Origin of the sequence: Serratia proteamaculans, from assembly GCF_008830365.1 — a bacterium.
GTDB lineage: Bacteria > Pseudomonadota > Gammaproteobacteria > Enterobacterales > Enterobacteriaceae > Serratia > Serratia proteamaculans.
Genome location: NZ_WBKI01000001.1, coordinates 1,758,299 through 1,774,276, shown reverse-complemented (window position 1 = coordinate 1,774,276; position 15,978 = coordinate 1,758,299). Strand labels below are relative to the sequence as shown.

The following is a 15,978-nucleotide window of genomic DNA, read 5'->3' as shown; positions in this document are numbered from 1 at the left end:
CCATGAAAAACTGGATGTTGGGCATCGTTGCCCTGATGGTTTCGGGATCTGCCATGGCGTTGACGCCGTGGCAGAAAATCGATCACCCGGTGGCCGGTGCGCCGCAGGCGGTGGGCGGGTTTGCCAATGGTTGCGTGATCGGCGCCCAGCCGCTGCCGCTGAACTCGCCGGATTATCAGGTGATGCGTCCCGATCAACGCCGCTATTTCGGTCACCCGGATCTGCTGGCGTTTATCCAGCGTCTGAGCAGCAAGGCGAACCAAAAAAACCTCGGTACGGTGCTGATCGGCGATATGGCGATGCCGGCCGGCGGGCGCTTTAGCAGCGGTCATGCCAGCCACCAGTCCGGGCTTGATGTCGACATCTGGCTACAGTTGCCGCGCCAACGCTGGAGTGCACAACAACTGTTGAAGCCACAGCCGATCGATTTGGTTTCCAGCGACGGCAAGCAGGTGGTCGCACGGCAGTGGCAGCCGCAGATTGAAACTTTGATCAAAGCGGCGGCGCAGGATCAGGAAGTGACGCGCATCTTCGTCAATCCGGCGATCAAGCAGCGTCTGTGTCTGGATGCCGGTGCCGATCGTGACTGGTTGCACAAGGTACGGCCGTGGTTTGGGCATCGTGCGCACATGCATGTGCGTCTGCGTTGTCCTGCCGGTAGCCTGGAGTGTAAAGAACAGGATACGCCGCCGCCGGGTGACGGTTGTGGTGCCGAACTGGCAAGCTGGTTCGTCCCGCATCAGCCAAGTGCCAAACCGGGTAAACCGGTACCGCCACCTCTACCGCCAACCTGCCAGACTTTGCTGAATAACCATTTCGCTGCGGAATAATATACCCAAAGTAATTGGAGTTGCATCAAGGCGGTAAGGGAATGAATCCCGATGAGCTTACATGAGTAAGTGATTCGGGTGAATGAGTGTAACCAACACAGATGCAGCTTCAAATAAGAGGGGTATAAATGGAGTGGTTCGTCGTTGGCCCCGAGATGCTCGGGGTTTTGTTTGTGGTGGCATTGCTGGCGGGTTTTATTGATTCGATTGCCGGTGGTGGTGGCCTGTTGACCGTGCCGGCGTTGCTGGCGGTGGGCGTTCCCCCGGCGCAGGCGCTGGCGACCAACAAGCTGCAATCGGTGGGCGGTTCCTTCTCCGCCAGCCTGTACTTTATCCGCCGGCGAGCCGTCGATCTCAAGGATCAGAAACTGACGATCCTGTTGGCGTTGATCGGTTCCGTCGCCGGGACCATCCTGGTGCAGCACATGCGTGCCGATCTGCTGCGGCAAATGCTGCCGTTACTGGTGATCGGCATCGGCCTGTACTTTCTGCTGACCCCGCGTCTGGGAGAAAGTGATCGGCAGCGCCGTTTGAGCGCCTTGCCGTTTGGCCTGGTGGCGGGTGGCTGCGTAGGCTTTTACGATGGCTTCTTTGGCCCCGGTGCCGGTTCCTTCTACGCGCTGGCCTATGTGACGCTGTGCGGCTTTAATCTGGCCAAATCCACCGCTCACGCCAAGGTGCTGAACTTCACTTCCAATTTTGGCAGCCTGGTGTTGTTTATCATCGGCGGCAAGGTGGTGTGGAGTATCGGTCTGGTGATGTTGGTAGGGCAGGTGCTGGGGGCGCGCCTCGGGGCACATATGGTGATGACCCGCGGACAGAAGCTGATCCGCCCGATGATCGTCATCGTTTCTCTGGTGATGAGCTGCAAGCTGATATACGACAATCACGGTACGGAAATTCAGCAGTGGCTGGCATTGCATATTTAGCATGCCAAGAGAGCGGTAAAGTGAAATAATTGCCGCTTTATTTTTGTGGTTATTGGATTTTTTATGTCAGACACACAGGCTACCCATCAATACGAACAGCTGATTGAAATCTTTAATCAGTGCTTCAGTGATGATTACAACACCCGGCTGGTCAAGGGCGACGATGAGCCCATCTATCTGCCGGCCGACGACGAGTTGCCATACCACCGCATCGTCTTTGCCCATGGCTATTACGCCAGCGGCATGCATGAAATCTCTCACTGGTGCATTGCCGGTGAGCAGCGCCGCAAACTGGTCGACTTCGGTTACTGGTACTGCCCGGACGGGCGCGACGCGCAGACCCAAAGCGAATTCGAAGCGGTAGAAATCAAGCCGCAGTCGCTGGAGTGGATGTTCTGCGTGGCGGCCGGTTTTCCGTTCAACGTCAGTTGCGACAACCTGAACGGTGATTGCGAGCCGGATCGCATTGCCTTCCAGCGTAAAGTCCGCGAACGGGTACTGTTGCTGCTGGAACAGGGAATACCCACAAGACCTGCGCGCTTTATTCAGGCGTTACAATCGTTTTACAATACGCCACCGCTGACGGCTGAGCTTTTCCCCTATCCGGAAGATCTCAACTGACCGTCAGTTTGTTATTTAATGAGGAAATTTGATGATCGCAGAATTTGAAGCGCGCATTTTGGCGCTGATTGATGACATGGTAGAGCACGCCAGCGATGATGAACTGTTTGCCGGTGGCTACCTGCGCGGTCATCTGACATTGGCGGTTGCCGAAGTGGAAGAACTGGGCGAACACAGCGCCGAAGCGCTGAAAACGCAGGTGGAAAGCAGCCTGCATAAAGCCATCGCCGCCGGTGAACTGTCGCCACCGGACCAGGTACTGGTGTATGGCATGTGGGAAACCCTGTACCAAACCGCGTTGCCGACCGCCTGATCAGCTTTACAGGGCGCTGGCAACAGCGTCCTGTAAAATGGCGATTAAACCTCACGCCCCTTCAGTAATTTTCTTACCCACATCCGGTTCGGATTCAACGCCGCTAACATCTCTGAGTCGCCTGGTAATGGCTCACCGAATAGCTGCGCCGCCAAAATTTCCGCCGCCAGCGGAGCCGAGCACAACCCACGTGAACCTAACGCACCAATCACAAACAGATTGGGATAGCTCGGCGCATTGGCAATAGCCTCACCGCGCTGATGTTGGCGTTGCAGATCCTGATACAGGGTCAGCGTCGCCTGGAAGTCCGGAACTGCGCCAATCATCGGCAGATGATCGCGGGTAGCGCTACGCACACCGCAGCGGGCGTGGTGACCGCTGACGTCTACCTGCAGCGGCCAGCTCTGATCCGGCAGGCAGCGCAGCAGGCGGGCACGGTTGGCCTGCTGTTCTTCTTCGCGGTATTCGGTGGCAGTTTCGCCGCGCTGGTAGCTGGCGCCGATACAGTGCTGCTGGTTATGAGGATTGACCGGCGTAAGGTAGCCGTCGTAACACAGCACCTGTTTCAACTCACTCAGCACCGGGGTGGTGGGGATATGGGAGACCTGACCGCGCACCGCATAAACTGGCATCGCTTCGCTTTGCGCCAATTCGCCAAGCCGATGGCCACTGGCCAGGATCACCGTCGCATGCTGTTGGGGTTCACCCTGACTGAAGCTGAGCTGCCAGCCGCTGTCGGTGGCGGTCAGAGCGCGGACATCAGATTGATACTGACAGCTCAGCCCCTGACCTTGCGCCAGGGCAATTGCACTGCGCGTCAGCTCGGCCGGGCACAGCCAACCGCCCTGAGGGTAGTTAATGCCGCCAAAACCGCTGTCAATGCCGCACAGGGCGCTGAGCGTGGTGCGATCGGCCGCCGTGGCCAGTTCCTGCGGCCATTCAACCGCCAGCATGTTGGCAATCTTCCCGGCGCTCTTCTCATCAAAAGCTAACTGACTGACGCCGCACCATTGGTGATCGAACGCCACGCCCTGTTGAACCAACGCATCGTACTGACGGCGGGCAAACAGGAAGGCGGCGCTGAAGAAGTTTTCCAGTGCATCACCCCGGCCGTTCAACAACGGGTAGAGCGCGCCCTGACGGTTGCCGGATGCTCCTTCGGCCGATTGCGGATCGGCACAGTACAGCGTGACCTTCGCACCCCGTCGCAACAGGGCGAGGGCGGTCAAGGCACTGGCAACACCGCCGCCGATGATGGCGATATCGTCGGTATGCTCCGCCGCCGGGCGCAACAACCAGGGGGTGGGATGGGCGATCACGGGCGCATCGGCAGGCAGTTCGCCAATCAGCATTTCACGTTTCTGACCGAAACCTTTGCTCTTGATGACCTCAAATCCGGCCTGCTGAAGCCCGCGACGCACGAAGCCGGCGGCGGTAAAGGTGGCAAGGCTGCCCCCCGGCCGGGCAAAACGTGCCATGGCGGCGAACAGCTGTTCGGTCCACATGTCCGGATTTTTCGACGGGGCGAACCCGTCGAGGAACCAGGCGTCGATTTGGCGGTTCATACTGGCGTCAAAGTGTGGCAGCAGCGTATTCACGTCGCCAAACCACAGGTCGAGCGTAATACGGCCTTCCGCCAGCAGAAGGCGGTGGCAGCCCGGCAGCGGTAACGGCCATTGGGCCCGTAGCTCATCGGCATAGGGGGCCAGCTCCGGCCAACGCGCATGTGCCGCCGCCAGATCGGCCTGCAGCAGCGGGAATTTTTCAAAGCTGATAAAGTGCAGCCGCTGCAGCGTGGCGTTCGGCGTGGTTGCACGAAAGCCGGTAAAGGCCTGCCACAGGGTTAAAAAATTAAGTCCGGTGCCGAAGCCGGTTTCCGCGACGATAAACAGCGGGCGAGGGTGTTCGGCAAAACGCAGTGGCAGTCGGTTGCCCTTGAGAAACACGTAGCGGGTTTCTTCCAGCCCATCCTGATTAGAAAAGTAGACGTCATCAAACTGTTTCGAAACAGGTGTACCCTGTTCATTCCAGGATAACGCTGCGGTTTGGATCGGGGCGTGGCTCACGGTTAGTTGCTCGTAACTCAAGGGGTGACGGGATTCTAACGGCGCTGGCGCTATGGCGCAAACTGGATAAGAATAAAGCTGAAAAACGCTGATCGGACTTGTTCGGCGTACATCTGTACGCTAAAGTGCGATGCAAAATCCCGAATGTAAAATTGTGGAAGAGGTACTGAATGAAACGTGCAGTGATTACTGGCCTGGGAATCGTCTCCAGCATTGGTAACAACCAGCAGGAGGTCCTGGCGAGCCTGCAGGAAGGACGTTCTGGGATCACTTTCTCCCAGGAGCTTAAAGATTCCGGCATGCGTAGTCACGTATGGGGCGATGTTAAACTGGACACCACCGGTCTGATCGACCGTAAAGTGATGCGCTTTATGAGCGATGCGTCCGTTTATGCCTATCTTTCCATGGAAGAAGCCATCAAAGACTCAGGTCTGGCTGCCGATCAGGTTTCCAACGATCGCACCGGTCTGGTTGTTGGCTCAGGTGGCGGCTCTCCACGCAACCAGGTTGCTGGATCTGACGGCATGCGTGCCAAAGGCCTGCGCGGCGTTGGCCCGTACATGGTGACCAAGGCTATGGCTTCAGGCGTTTCCGCCTGCCTGGCAACCCCGTTCAAAATTCGTGGCGTTAACTATTCCATCAGCTCTGCCTGCGCCACCTCTGCACACTGCATTGGCCACGCGGTTGAACTGATCCAACTGGGCAAGCAGGACGTCGTCTTTGCCGGCGGTGGTGAAGAACTGTGCTGGGAAATGGCCTGTGAGTTCGATGCGATGGGCGCACTGTCCACCAGCTACAACGACACCCCGGAAAAAGCTTCCCGTACTTACGACGCAGCGCGTGACGGTTTCGTCATCGCTGGCGGCGGCGGTATGGTGGTAGTAGAAGAGCTGGAACACGCTCTGGCGCGTGGCGCACACATCTATGCCGAGATCATCGGCTACGGTGCGACCTCTGACGGTGCAGACATGGTTGCACCATCAGGCGAAGGTGCAGTGCGTTGCATGAAGATGGCAATGCAGGGCGTTGATACCCCAATCGACTACATGAACGTGCACGGGACTTCCACGCCGGTTGGCGATGTGAAAGAACTGGGCGCTATCCGTGAAGTGTTTGGCGACAACACCCCGGCAATCTCCTCCACCAAGGCCATGACCGGTCACTCACTGGGCGCCGCCGGCGTGCAGGAAGCGATCTACAGCCTGTTGATGGTTGAGCACGGCTTTATTGCGCCGAGCATCAACATCGAAAACCTGGATGAGAAAGCCGCAGGTATGAACATCGTGACTCAGCCGACTCAACGTGAGCTGACTACCGTGATGTCCAACAGTTTCGGTTTCGGCGGCACCAACGCCACGTTGGTCATGCGTAAACTGCAGAAGTAATTCCGGCCTCAAGGTTGTCGATCAAGCCCGCGTTTTCGCGGGCTTTTTACTGCCTGCAGATCTTACCGGGGGCCGTTCGGAGTTATCCCAAATTACATCTTCTGACGGATCATTAACGCTTCGTTCAGCCTTTTGCGCATACAATGGCTCAATAGCGCGAATATCACTCGGCGTCGCATTTCAGAGTGATCGAACATTGAGGCAAAAGTATGAAAAAGTTAATTGCGGTTGGGCTGCTGTCGGTATTTCTGGCTGGGTGCGCGACTGAGTCACCTTGTGTCCCGGTTTATGACGATCAGGGGCGTCTGGTGCACACCAACACCTGTATGAAAGGCACCACTCAGGATAACTGGGAAACCGCAGGCGCCATCGCCGGTGGTGCGGCGGCGGTTGCCGGTCTGACGCTGGGTATTATCGCGTTAACCAAATAACCCTCCGTCGGTGAATATCTCCGTATCAAGCCCAGCCTCCGCGCTGGGCTTTTTCTTTGGCTGAGACGCCACCGGTTGATTGATATCAAAGAATTTTAATTTCCACTTCGCCGGTGAATGCCGCTTTGTCAGCGGGTGTAAATTCCATTCCTGCGCAAGCACTTGGTCGATATACTTCCGCCATCTCCCGCTCTGGAATGACCTGATGTCGGCTTTGGCGTCCATCTCTTTATCCATGCACCGTCTGCGCTTTGCTAAAAAGCGGGCTGGCGCATGGTTATTGGTCGTCTGCTGGCTGCTGTTGAATAGCCAACTGGCGCTGGCCAGCCATAATTGTAACCTGCAGTTCAGCGGCGAGGCGCCGATGGCCCAGCATATGATGCATATGCAAAACAGCCTGCCGTCGTCGGAACAGATGCAAACCCAGGGGCCGCTGTGCGAGAAACATTGTGTCCCTGAGTCAGCCCAACAAGACCACGCCAACCTGACGTTAGCCGCCTTGCCGATCAGCAGCGAATGGGCCGTTATTGCGCCTTCCCCGTCACTTTCTATCCCGGTTAATACCTGGCAAACACCCCCGATAACAGGCCCGCCGACAGAGATAGTTTTCTGCCGGTTCCGTGAATAGCTCTGACAACCGCTTTGCCGTCCCTGACGGCCACCCGCGTTTGTTAACTATTTAATGGAGTACCCGTTATGCGTAATTTATTTGCCGCTGTACTGATCACCCTGCTTTTCTCCTCTGTCGCCAGCGCCGCCGATATGGCGATGCAGCATTCTGCCGTAACACCTACCGTCGAAATCCATAGCCAGGGCGTGATCAAAGCCTGGGATGAGCGAAAGGTGTCCATCGCACACCGGGCCATTACGGCGCTCAACTGGCCGCCCATGACCATGAGTTTCCAGCTCCCTTCATCGCCATTGCTCACTGCACTGCCTGTGGGAACGGCGGTTGATTTCAGCTTCCTGCCGGTCGATGGCGGTTACCGGCTGATTGCTATCGCAACCGCTCGGCAATAACGGAGGCGTCATGACCATTATCCTTTCTCACCCTTTACGGGTGGGCTGGCTGCTGCTTGCCTGTTGGGCACCGGCCAGCCTGGCAGCGGAACTGACGCTGCAACAATCGTTGACGGCAGCTGAACGCTATTCGGCGGAACTTTCGGCCAATCGACATCAGGTGAATGCCCTGGAGAACATGGCGGATTCGGCGATGCAATTGCCCGATCCCAAGCTGAAGTTCGGTATTGAAAACGTGCCGGTGCAGGGTGGAAACGCCCGACGCTTCACCCGTGAAGGCATGACGATGGGGCGGGTTGGCATCATGCAGGATTACGTCAGCAGTATCAAACGCCAACGTAAAGCGGATACCCTGCGCGCCGAAGCCAGCCAGACGGACGCCGGCAGTGCCACCATCCGAACCCGTCTGCAGCAGCAAACCGCGCAGGCATGGCTGGAACTGGCACTGAGTCGGCAAACCTTGCGCGATGCTACTGCTCTGGTCACGGAGAGTGAGCGTCAAATTGCCACTCAGCATGCCGGTGTGGCCGGTGGCGGTACTCCTGCCAGCGGCGTGCTGGATGCCAGACTGACGCTGTTGGCCATGCAGGACCGTATCAGTGAGGCGCAGCGTGACGTCGCGGTGGCGCAGGCACGCCTGACACAACTGACCGGTCTGGCGGCGACGGATACCGCCGGAACCCTGCCGCGCTTTGAACGTTTGCCGGCCGACAGTGACGTCTTACGACAGGCGATCAGGCAGCATCCCGAAGTGCTGCAGGCCAGCCGTGAGGCCGACGTAGCCAAGGCGCGTTCGGCGCAGTCGGAGGTGGCGGCGATACCGGACGTCGGCGTAGAGGTCTATTACGGCAAGCGTGCCGATGATTACGAAGATCTGGCTGGGGTGATGTTTACCGTCGATCTGCCGCTGTTCCGCTCGCAACTGCAGGACAAGAACTACGCCGCTGATGTGTCTCGCAACATGGAGGCCAACGATCGGCTGACGTTGCTGATCCGCGATCATCAGGCGCAGCTCGACACGCTGTTGGCACAGTATCAGGCGGCGCAGGCGCAATGGCAGCGTCAGCAACAACAGGCGATCCCCCTGCAGCAACAGCGAGTGAGCTTGCTGTTGGCGCAATATCGCAGCGGTAAAAGCGACTTGTCTGCGGTGTTGGAAGCAAGACGGGCGCTGCTCGACAGCCGTCTCAGCGCCGGTAAGGCCGCTCGCGGACTGGCGCAGATTTGGGCCGCTATCCGCTACCTCACCCCTCAGGAGTCGATGCAATGAAAATGCCATTTAAGCTGGCGCTGTTAGCGGCGTTAATCGGCGCTGGGCTGGCCGGATACTGGTTTGGCGCGTCGGGTGAAACCGCACCGCAGGTGGACAAAAGTGAACGGCAGGTACTGTATTGGTACGATCCGATGATGCCTGCCCAGCGCTTTGATAAGCCGGGGAAATCGCCTTTTATGGATATGCAACTGGTGCCGCGCTATGCCGATGAGGCGAAGACCGAGGGCGGTGTGACCATCAGCGCACGCCAGCAGCAGAACCTGGGGGTACGTATCGAAACCGCCCAGTTGCGTCCGCTGGATCCGCAGCTTAACGCTTTTGGCAGCGTGGCCACCGATGAACGTGGGGTACAGATCATTGCCGCCCGCGCCAATGGGCTGGTGGAAAAACTCTATGTCCGTGCCAGCCAGCAGCAGGTGAAAAAAGGCGAAGCGCTGGCACAGTTGTGGATCCCGGACTGGAGTGCGGCGCAGCAGGAGTATCTGGCGATACGCCAACTGGGTGACCGTGCGTTGACCGCCGCCGCACGCCAGCGGTTGCAGCTGCTGTTTATGCCTGAAGCGGTGATTCGGCAGGTAGAGCGCACGGGTAAACCCGAGCCTCGCATTACGATAGTGGCGCCGGAAAGCGGTTATGTGAACAAACTCAGCGTGCTCGAAGGTGCACAGGTGACCGCGGCGCAGGGGCTGTTTGAACTTGCCCGTCTCGATCCGGTGTGGATCGTGGCTGATTATCCGCAGGCGCAAGCCGGGTTGCTGAAAGTGGGGGACAGGGTGCAGGCCAACTCCGCCAGTTGGCCGGGAGAGCGCTTTGAAGGCGAGGTGAGCGAACTGTTGGCTAATGTCGATCCGCTGACCCGAACTTTTAAAGCGCGGATCCTGTTGAAAAATCCTCAGCAAAAGCTGCGGCCGGGCATGTACCTGCAACTGACGCTGTCGCAGGGCCGCGTCGGTCAACCGGTGCTGGCAATCCCGCAGGAGGCACTGATTGGCAGTGGCGATCGTAATCGGGTATTGATCGCCGAAGGTAATGGTCATTTCACGCCGGTTGAGGTGGTGGCTGGGCGCGCCCAGGACGGCTGGGTCGAAATCAAACGTGGGCTGAACGCCGGGCAGCAGGTCGTGACCTCCGGTCAGTTCCTGATTGACTCCGAGGCCAGCATGCGCAGTGCTTTGCCGCAGATGGCGGCGGAAACCGAGGTTAAGCAGTATCAGGCCGAGGGAGTGATTAAGGCGCTGAATGGCGACAGCATAACGTTGTTACACGGGCCGGTGCCGGAATTGCAGTGGCCGGCGATGACCATGGATTTTGCTTTGCCGCCGGGAGGATTACCGGCAGGCATCAAGCCAGGCGACCGGGTGAAAATCCGCTTTAGCGTCGACGACAGCGGTTCGCATATCAGCCAGGTCCTGTCGGCGAGTGCTGAACACGGAGGTCACTTATGATTGCATTAGTGATCCGCTGGTCGCTGCGTAATCGGCTGCTGGTGCTACTGGCTTCGGTGTTGTTGGCCGGCTGGGGTGTTTGGGCTTTGCAGAAAGCACCGCTGGATGCACTGCCGGACTTGTCTGACGTGCAGGTGATCGTCCGTGCCACTTACCCAGGCAAGGCACCGCAGGTGATTGAAGATCAGGTTACCTATCCGCTGACCACTACCTTGTTGACGGTGCCGGGGGCTAAAACGGTGCGGGGCTTTTCCATGTTTGGCGACGCCTACGTCTACGTGCTGTTTGAGGATGGCACCGATCTTTACTGGGCGCGTTCACGGGTGCTGGAGTCGTTGAGCCAGGTGCAATCTTCATTGCCTGAACAGGTGAAGGTGGCGCTGGGGCCGGATGCTACCGGTGTGGGTTGGGTGTATGAATATGCTCTGGTGGATAAAAGCGGCAAACACAGCCTGGCCGACCTGCGCGCGCTGCAAGACTGGACGCTGAAGTTTGAGCTTAAAACCGTCCCCAACGTGGCGGAGGTAGCCAGCGTGGGCGGCATGGTGCGCCAGTATCAGGTGGTGCTGGATCCGCAAAGTCTGCGTGCGCTGAATATCACTCATCAACAGGTGGTGACGGCCATCCAGGATGCCAATCAGGAAGGCGGCGGGGCGCTGCTGGAAATGGGCGAAGCGGAATATATGGTGCGCACCTCGGGCTACCTGAAAAAGCTGAGTGATTTTGCCAACGTGGTGATCACCGTGCGCGACGGTGTGCCTATCCTGCTGTCACAGGTGGCGACGCTGCGTGAAGGGCCGGAGATCCGCCGTGGCGTGGCGGAGTTGAACGGGGAAGGGGAAGCGGCAGGCGGCATTGTGGTGATGCGCTACGGTAAAAATGCGCTGGAAACCATCAATGCGCTGAAGGTGAAGCTACAGGATATTCAGCAGACCTTGCCGCCGGGGGTGGAAATCGTCACGGTTTACGACCGCTCTCAGTTGATCGAGCATGCCATCGAAACCTTGTCCCACAAGCTGCTGGAAGAGTTTATCGTGGTGGCTCTGGTCTGCACCTTGTTCCTGTTCCATTTCCGCTCGGCACTGGTGGCGATGATCACGCTGCCACTCGGCATTCTCGGTGCCTTTGTGGTGATGCATTATCAGGGGGTGAACGCCAACATCATGTCGTTGGGCGGGATCGCCATCGCGATAGGGGCGATGGTAGATGCGGCGATCGTCATGATCGAGAACATGCATAAGGTGCTGGAGCAGTGGCGACAACGCCACCCTGGGCAACAACCGACGTCGGCAGATTATTGGCGCATTTCGGAGCAGGCGGCGGTGGAGGTGGGACCGGCGCTGTTTTGCAGTCTGCTGATCATCACGTTGTCCTTCATTCCGGTCTTCACCCTGCAGGCGCAGGAAGGGCGGATGTTCTCTCCGCTGGCCTACACCAAGACCTACGCCATGGCGGTGGCGGCCGGGCTGGGAATTACGCTGGTGCCGGTGTTGATGGGCTACTTCATTCGTGGTCGCATTCCCGACGAGCATGCCAACCCAATCAACCGTTGGCTGATCCGTCTGTACCAGCCGGTGCTGGCGGCGGTGTTGGCAAGGCCGAAAACCACGCTCGGGGTTTCGTTGCTGCTGCTGTTGTTAACCTTGTATCCGCTCAGCCGCCTGGGCAGTGAATTTATGCCGCAGCTCGATGAAGGCGATCTGTTGTATATGCCATCGTCATTGCCGGGCATGTCGGCACGCGAAGCCAGCAGGCTGCTGCAACTGACCGACCGGTTGATCAAAACCGTGCCGGAAGTGGCGACGGTATTCGGCAAGGCGGGGCGGGCGGAAACCGCTACCGACCCGGCACCGCTGACCATGCTGGAAACCACCATTCGTTTCAAGCCACATGACCAATGGCGACCGGGCATGACCATGGACAAGCTGGTGGCGGAATTGGACAGCGTGGTTAAGGTGCCGGGGATAGCCAACGTGTGGGTTCCCCCAATCCGCAATCGGCTGGATATGTTGGCCACCGGGATAAAAAGCCCGGTCGGTATCAAGGTGAACGGCAATAACATGGCCGATATCGAACGGATTTCCGGGCAGATTGAGCAGGTGGTGAAGCGGGTTCCGGGCGTTACCTCGGCACTGGCCGAGCGTATTACCGGCGGCCGTTACGTGGATATTGATATCGACCGTCAGCGAGCGGCACGCTACGGCGTTTCGGTCAAAGAGCTGCAATCTATGGTGGCGACGTTGGTGGGCGGCGAAAACATTGGTGAAACCATAGAGGGGCGGGCGCGTTATCCGATCAATGTGCGTTACCCACGCGAAATCCGTGATTCGGTGCAACAACTGCAGGCGCTGCCGGTTCTGACCGCCAGCGGGGGCCAGGTGCCGTTGTCGATGTTGGCAGACATTCGGGTGACCGAAGGGCCGCCGATGTTGAAAAGTGAGAATGCGCGGCTTTCCAACTGGATTTATGTCGATCTGCGCGGGCGCGATCTCAAATCGGCGGTGGAAGATATGCAGCAGGCGGTCGCACAGCAGGTTAAGTTGCCAGCCGGGGTGTCATTGGGGTGGTCCGGGCAATTTGAATATCTGGAACGCGCCAGCGCCCAGCTGAAAATCGTGCTGCCGGTGACGCTGGCGATCATTTTCGTCTTGCTGTTTGTCACCTTCAGCAGTGTGCGCGATGCGCTGCTGATCATGGCGACGCTGCCCTTCGCGCTGATCGGCGGCGTGTGGCTGCTGTACCTGTTGGACTACAACCTTTCGGTGGCCGGGGCGGTTGGCTTTATTGCCCTGTCCGGGGTGGCGGCGGAGTTCGGCGTGATTATGGTGCTGTACCTGAATCACGCGTTGGAAAAACACCGTCAGCCAGGGCAGCCGCTCACCCAGCAACAACTGATGGCGGCCATCAGTGAGGGGGCGGTCCTGCGAGTGCGGCCAAAAGTGATGACCGTCGCCACCATCATGGCTGGGTTGCTACCGATCATGTGGGGCGATGGTGCCGGTTCTGAGGTGATGCGGCGCATTGCGGCACCGATGATTGGCGGGATGGTCAGCGCACCCTTGTTGTCGATGCTGGTGGTTCCGGTGGTTTATTTGCTGTTGCACCGTAAAGGGTGACGGAGCGGGGCGCGGTATTGAACTGCGCCCCTGAGGTTGATGACAAAGTGTTTTTTAGCTCGAGATACCCGGGCCTAGCGCACCGAGGGGCGCTCCGACGGCCAAGGCCGTTACGACCCCTTCGGCACGCTCTCCCTAATAACGGGCTTGGTCAGTCGTTTAAGGGGCGCGGTATTGAACTGCGCCCCTTATTACTGAACCAGAAACTATTTCACCAGAAACGCTTTAAACTGTGGCGTCATTACGGCGCTGAATCCCTGGTCGGTTTTGCTGATCAAATATACCGCCAGCCCTTTTTCCTCCGCCAGTTTCAGTGCTTTTTCCGTTCCCAGCACCATCAGCCCTGTATCCCAACCATCGGCTTCCAGCGCGGTCGGGGCGATCACCGTGGCGGACACCAGACGGTGGGTAATAGGTCGGCCGGTAGTGGGATCGATCACGTGCGAATAACGCTGCCCATCCTGTTCGAAATAGTTGCGGTAGCTGCCGGCGGTGCTGATGCCATACCCTTGCAGATCCACCAGGGCCTGCACCGCATTTTCGCGGTCGGTTGGTTTTTGGATCGCTACCCGCCAGGCTTTGCCCTGGCCGTTAACGCCGCGTGAGGAAACCGCACCGCCGACCGAGACCAGATAGTTGGTGATACCGTTGCGCGCCATCAGTTGTACCAACTGGTCGACGCCATAACCTTCACCCAGAGTTGAGAGATCGACATACATATCCGGCAGATCTTTTTGCAGCCACTCACCACGATCGTCACTGATCAGTTTGAGATGCTGCAGGCCGACATTCTTTTGCGCTGCGTCTATTTGCTGCTGGCTCGGCACCTTGACTACCCGTTTATCCGGGCCGAAGCCCCACAAATTGACCAACGGACCGACGGTAATATTCATCGCGCCCTGAGTATCGCGGCCGATGCGTTGAGCCATCAGGATAATGTCCGCCATACCTCGTGGGATCGGCTGTGGATCGGCGCTGCGGGTCTGATTAAAGCGTGACAGTACCGAATCATTGCGGTAGGTGGATATATCGTCGTTGGCCCGCTCCAGCACGGCGTCGATCTGCTGTTGCAACTGCTGTTTATTGATTGCCATGTCACCGCTGACCTTGACGCTGTAGAAGGTCCCCATGGTTTTGCCGTCGATATCCGTCTGCGGGCGGGAGTTCTGGTCATTACAGGCGGTCAGCAAACCGAGCACGAGACTCAGCAACAGCCCTTTGGCGAAAACGTTAGCCATAAAAAATCCTTTAAAACTGGGAAAGGCGCTACCAATAAAGTAAAGCGCGACGAATGAAAAGCAGTTAAAGGTAAAATAGCATTTTGCTGGCGTTCCCGTCGTGCTTGGGCTAACTTCTGGCTCCCGACCCCTGGTTGATTTTTGAAGCGCTCAACATGAGTTCAAACGCCGTTTCACACTTGGTTCAGCCGTTCCTGAAAGATCGTTTTTTACATATTCTGCTGTTGGCCGGCGTGTTGATGGCGGTCATTAATCCACAGCCACTGCCCGCGCTCAGCGGTTTTATTGACTGGCGAACCATTATTACCCTGCTGGGCCTGATGCTGTTGACCAAGGGGGTTGAGGTCAGCGGCTATTTTGATTTTATCGGCCGCAAGATAGTCAATATGCTGCACAGCGAACGGCGGCTGGCGTTGTTTTTGGTGTTTTCTGCCGCGCTGTTGTCGTCATTCCTGACCAACGACGTGGCACTGTTTATTGTCATTCCGCTGACCATCACGCTGAAAAAACTGTCTTCGCTGCCGATTAGTCGACTGATTATCTTCCAGGCGCTGGCGGTCAATGCCGGCTCGCTGCTGACGCCGATTGGCAATCCGCAGAACATTTTGCTGTGGAGTAAATCCTCGTTGTCCTTCCTGGGTTTCATTGCCCAGATGGCACCCTTTGGTGTGGTGATGCTGGCCAGCCTGCTGCTGTTGACCTGGTTCAGTTTCCCGGCGCGGGATATCGTTAAGGCCCCGCACACCGAAGGCTACCCTTATCAGCGACGCCTGTTGCTGAGTTGTGTGGCGTTGTACGTGATTTTTCTGCTGTGTCTGGATATTGACCTGCCGTTGTACGGCCTGTTGGCGGTATTCGCCGGTTTTTTACTGCTGGCGCGCCGGGTATTGCTGCAGATCGACTGGAGCCTGATTTTTGTCTTTATCGCCATGTTTATCGACGTGGGGTTGTTCACCCGGCTCGGGGCTGTTCAGCCCTGGTTTGTTGACATTGCCAGGCTAAGTGAGGGCGGTATTTATGCCCTGGGGATAGGCCTGTCACAGGTGATCAGCAACGTGCCGGCGACCATTTTACTGCTCAATTATGTGCCTTCCAGCCAACTGCTGGCCTATGCGGTGAATGCCGGTGGTTTTGGCCTGGCGATCGGCTCACTGGCCAATCTGATTGCACTGCGGATGGCGGGCGAGCGAAAAATCTGGCTGAAATTCCATTATTACTCGCTGCCACTGCTGGCGTGGGGTGGGTTGCTTGGCTGGCTGTTGGCCTAAGAGCGGTATTTTTGTATGAAATACCGCTCTCCCTTGGCCCAGC

At 57.9% G+C, this 15,978-nt stretch carries 15 protein-coding genes; 12 read left to right on the top strand and 3 right to left on the bottom strand.

Annotated elements, in window-relative coordinates; translation table 11 throughout:
• The first annotated feature begins 2 nt into the window (after positions 1-2).
• The 4 genes from mepA (at position 3) to F8R23_RS08325 (ending at position 2,693) form a co-directional block, all read left to right on the top strand.
• A complete protein-coding gene (gene mepA / locus F8R23_RS08340) occupies positions 3-830 on the top strand; it encodes a penicillin-insensitive murein endopeptidase (protein ID WP_129936589.1) in 828 nt (275 codons plus the stop codon).
• Positions 831-958: 128 nt separating this feature from the next.
• Positions 959-1,759, top strand: a complete 801-nt coding sequence (locus F8R23_RS08335; RefSeq protein ID WP_112348801.1) for a sulfite exporter TauE/SafE family protein — start codon at positions 959-961, stop codon at positions 1,757-1,759.
• Positions 1,760-1,822: 63 nt separating this feature from the next.
• The gene (locus F8R23_RS08330; RefSeq protein WP_129936588.1) at positions 1,823-2,380 is read left to right on the top strand and encodes an elongation factor P hydroxylase; all 558 of its coding nucleotides are present in this window, start codon (positions 1,823-1,825) and stop codon (positions 2,378-2,380) included.
• A 31-nt stretch (positions 2,381-2,411) separates the two neighbouring features.
• Positions 2,412-2,693 (top strand): YfcL family protein, encoded by a 282-nt coding sequence (locus tag F8R23_RS08325; protein ID WP_129936587.1) that lies wholly within the window; start codon positions 2,412-2,414, stop codon positions 2,691-2,693.
• A gap of 44 nt (positions 2,694-2,737) precedes the next feature.
• Here the strand turns inward: F8R23_RS08325 and mnmC are convergent, their stop codons facing one another.
• A complete protein-coding gene (mnmC, locus tag F8R23_RS08320; protein WP_151415473.1) occupies positions 2,738-4,759 on the bottom strand; it encodes a bifunctional tRNA (5-methylaminomethyl-2-thiouridine)(34)-methyltransferase MnmC2/FAD-dependent 5-carboxymethylaminomethyl-2-thiouridine(34) oxidoreductase MnmC1 in 2,022 nt (673 codons plus the stop codon).
• Between the two features lie 170 nt (positions 4,760-4,929).
• On the opposite strand from mnmC, the gene fabB reads away from it, so the two are divergent.
• Positions 4,930-6,144, top strand: a complete 1,215-nt coding sequence (gene fabB / locus F8R23_RS08315; protein ID WP_012146081.1) for a beta-ketoacyl-ACP synthase I — start codon at positions 4,930-4,932, stop codon at positions 6,142-6,144.
• Positions 6,145-6,353: 209 nt separating this feature from the next.
• Positions 6,354-6,575 carry a putative periplasmic lipoprotein gene (locus F8R23_RS08310; protein ID WP_004947462.1) on the top strand — a complete coding sequence of 74 codons (222 nt, stop codon included), beginning with the start codon at positions 6,354-6,356 and terminating at the stop codon, positions 6,573-6,575.
• On the opposite strand, the gene F8R23_RS08305 is transcribed toward F8R23_RS08310, so the two are convergent.
• Positions 6,564-6,800: a hypothetical protein gene (locus tag F8R23_RS08305; RefSeq protein ID WP_129936585.1), complete on the bottom strand. Its 237-nt coding sequence runs from the start codon at positions 6,798-6,800 to the stop codon at positions 6,564-6,566. The genes F8R23_RS08310 and F8R23_RS08305 overlap by 12 nt on opposite strands.
• Between F8R23_RS08305 and F8R23_RS08300 the strand changes: the two genes are divergently transcribed.
• The 5 genes from F8R23_RS08300 to F8R23_RS08280 all read left to right on the top strand — a co-directional run bounded on the left by F8R23_RS08300 (position 6,781) and on the right by F8R23_RS08280 (position 13,429).
• A complete protein-coding gene (locus tag F8R23_RS08300) occupies positions 6,781-7,203 on the top strand; it encodes a hypothetical protein (protein WP_099065663.1) in 423 nt (140 codons plus the stop codon). The genes F8R23_RS08305 and F8R23_RS08300 overlap by 20 nt on opposite strands.
• Before the next feature lie 68 nt (positions 7,204-7,271).
• Positions 7,272-7,595 (top strand): copper-binding protein, encoded by a 324-nt coding sequence (locus F8R23_RS08295; protein ID WP_151415472.1) that lies wholly within the window; start codon positions 7,272-7,274, stop codon positions 7,593-7,595.
• Between the two features lie 10 nt (positions 7,596-7,605).
• The gene (locus F8R23_RS08290; RefSeq protein WP_151415471.1) at positions 7,606-8,865 is read left to right on the top strand and encodes a TolC family protein; all 1,260 of its coding nucleotides are present in this window, start codon (positions 7,606-7,608) and stop codon (positions 8,863-8,865) included.
• Positions 8,862-10,313 (top strand): efflux RND transporter periplasmic adaptor subunit, encoded by a 1,452-nt coding sequence (locus F8R23_RS08285; RefSeq protein WP_129936582.1) that lies wholly within the window; start codon positions 8,862-8,864, stop codon positions 10,311-10,313. Before F8R23_RS08290 ends, F8R23_RS08285 begins: the two co-directional genes overlap by 4 nt.
• Positions 10,310-13,429 (top strand): efflux RND transporter permease subunit, encoded by a 3,120-nt coding sequence (locus F8R23_RS08280; RefSeq protein WP_129936581.1) that lies wholly within the window; start codon positions 10,310-10,312, stop codon positions 13,427-13,429. Before F8R23_RS08285 ends, F8R23_RS08280 begins: the two co-directional genes overlap by 4 nt.
• Before the next feature lie 206 nt (positions 13,430-13,635).
• Here the strand turns inward: F8R23_RS08280 and apbE are convergent, their stop codons facing one another.
• Positions 13,636-14,667 (bottom strand): FAD:protein FMN transferase ApbE, encoded by a 1,032-nt coding sequence (apbE, locus tag F8R23_RS08275; protein ID WP_129936580.1) that lies wholly within the window; start codon positions 14,665-14,667, stop codon positions 13,636-13,638.
• Positions 14,668-14,822: 155 nt separating this feature from the next.
• Here apbE and F8R23_RS08270 point away from each other — a divergent pair, with 155 nt between their 5' ends.
• Positions 14,823-15,935, top strand: coding sequence for an SLC13 family permease (locus F8R23_RS08270; protein ID WP_129936579.1), 1,113 nt, complete (start codon positions 14,823-14,825; stop codon positions 15,933-15,935).
• The last annotated feature ends 43 nt before the right edge of the window (positions 15,936-15,978 follow it).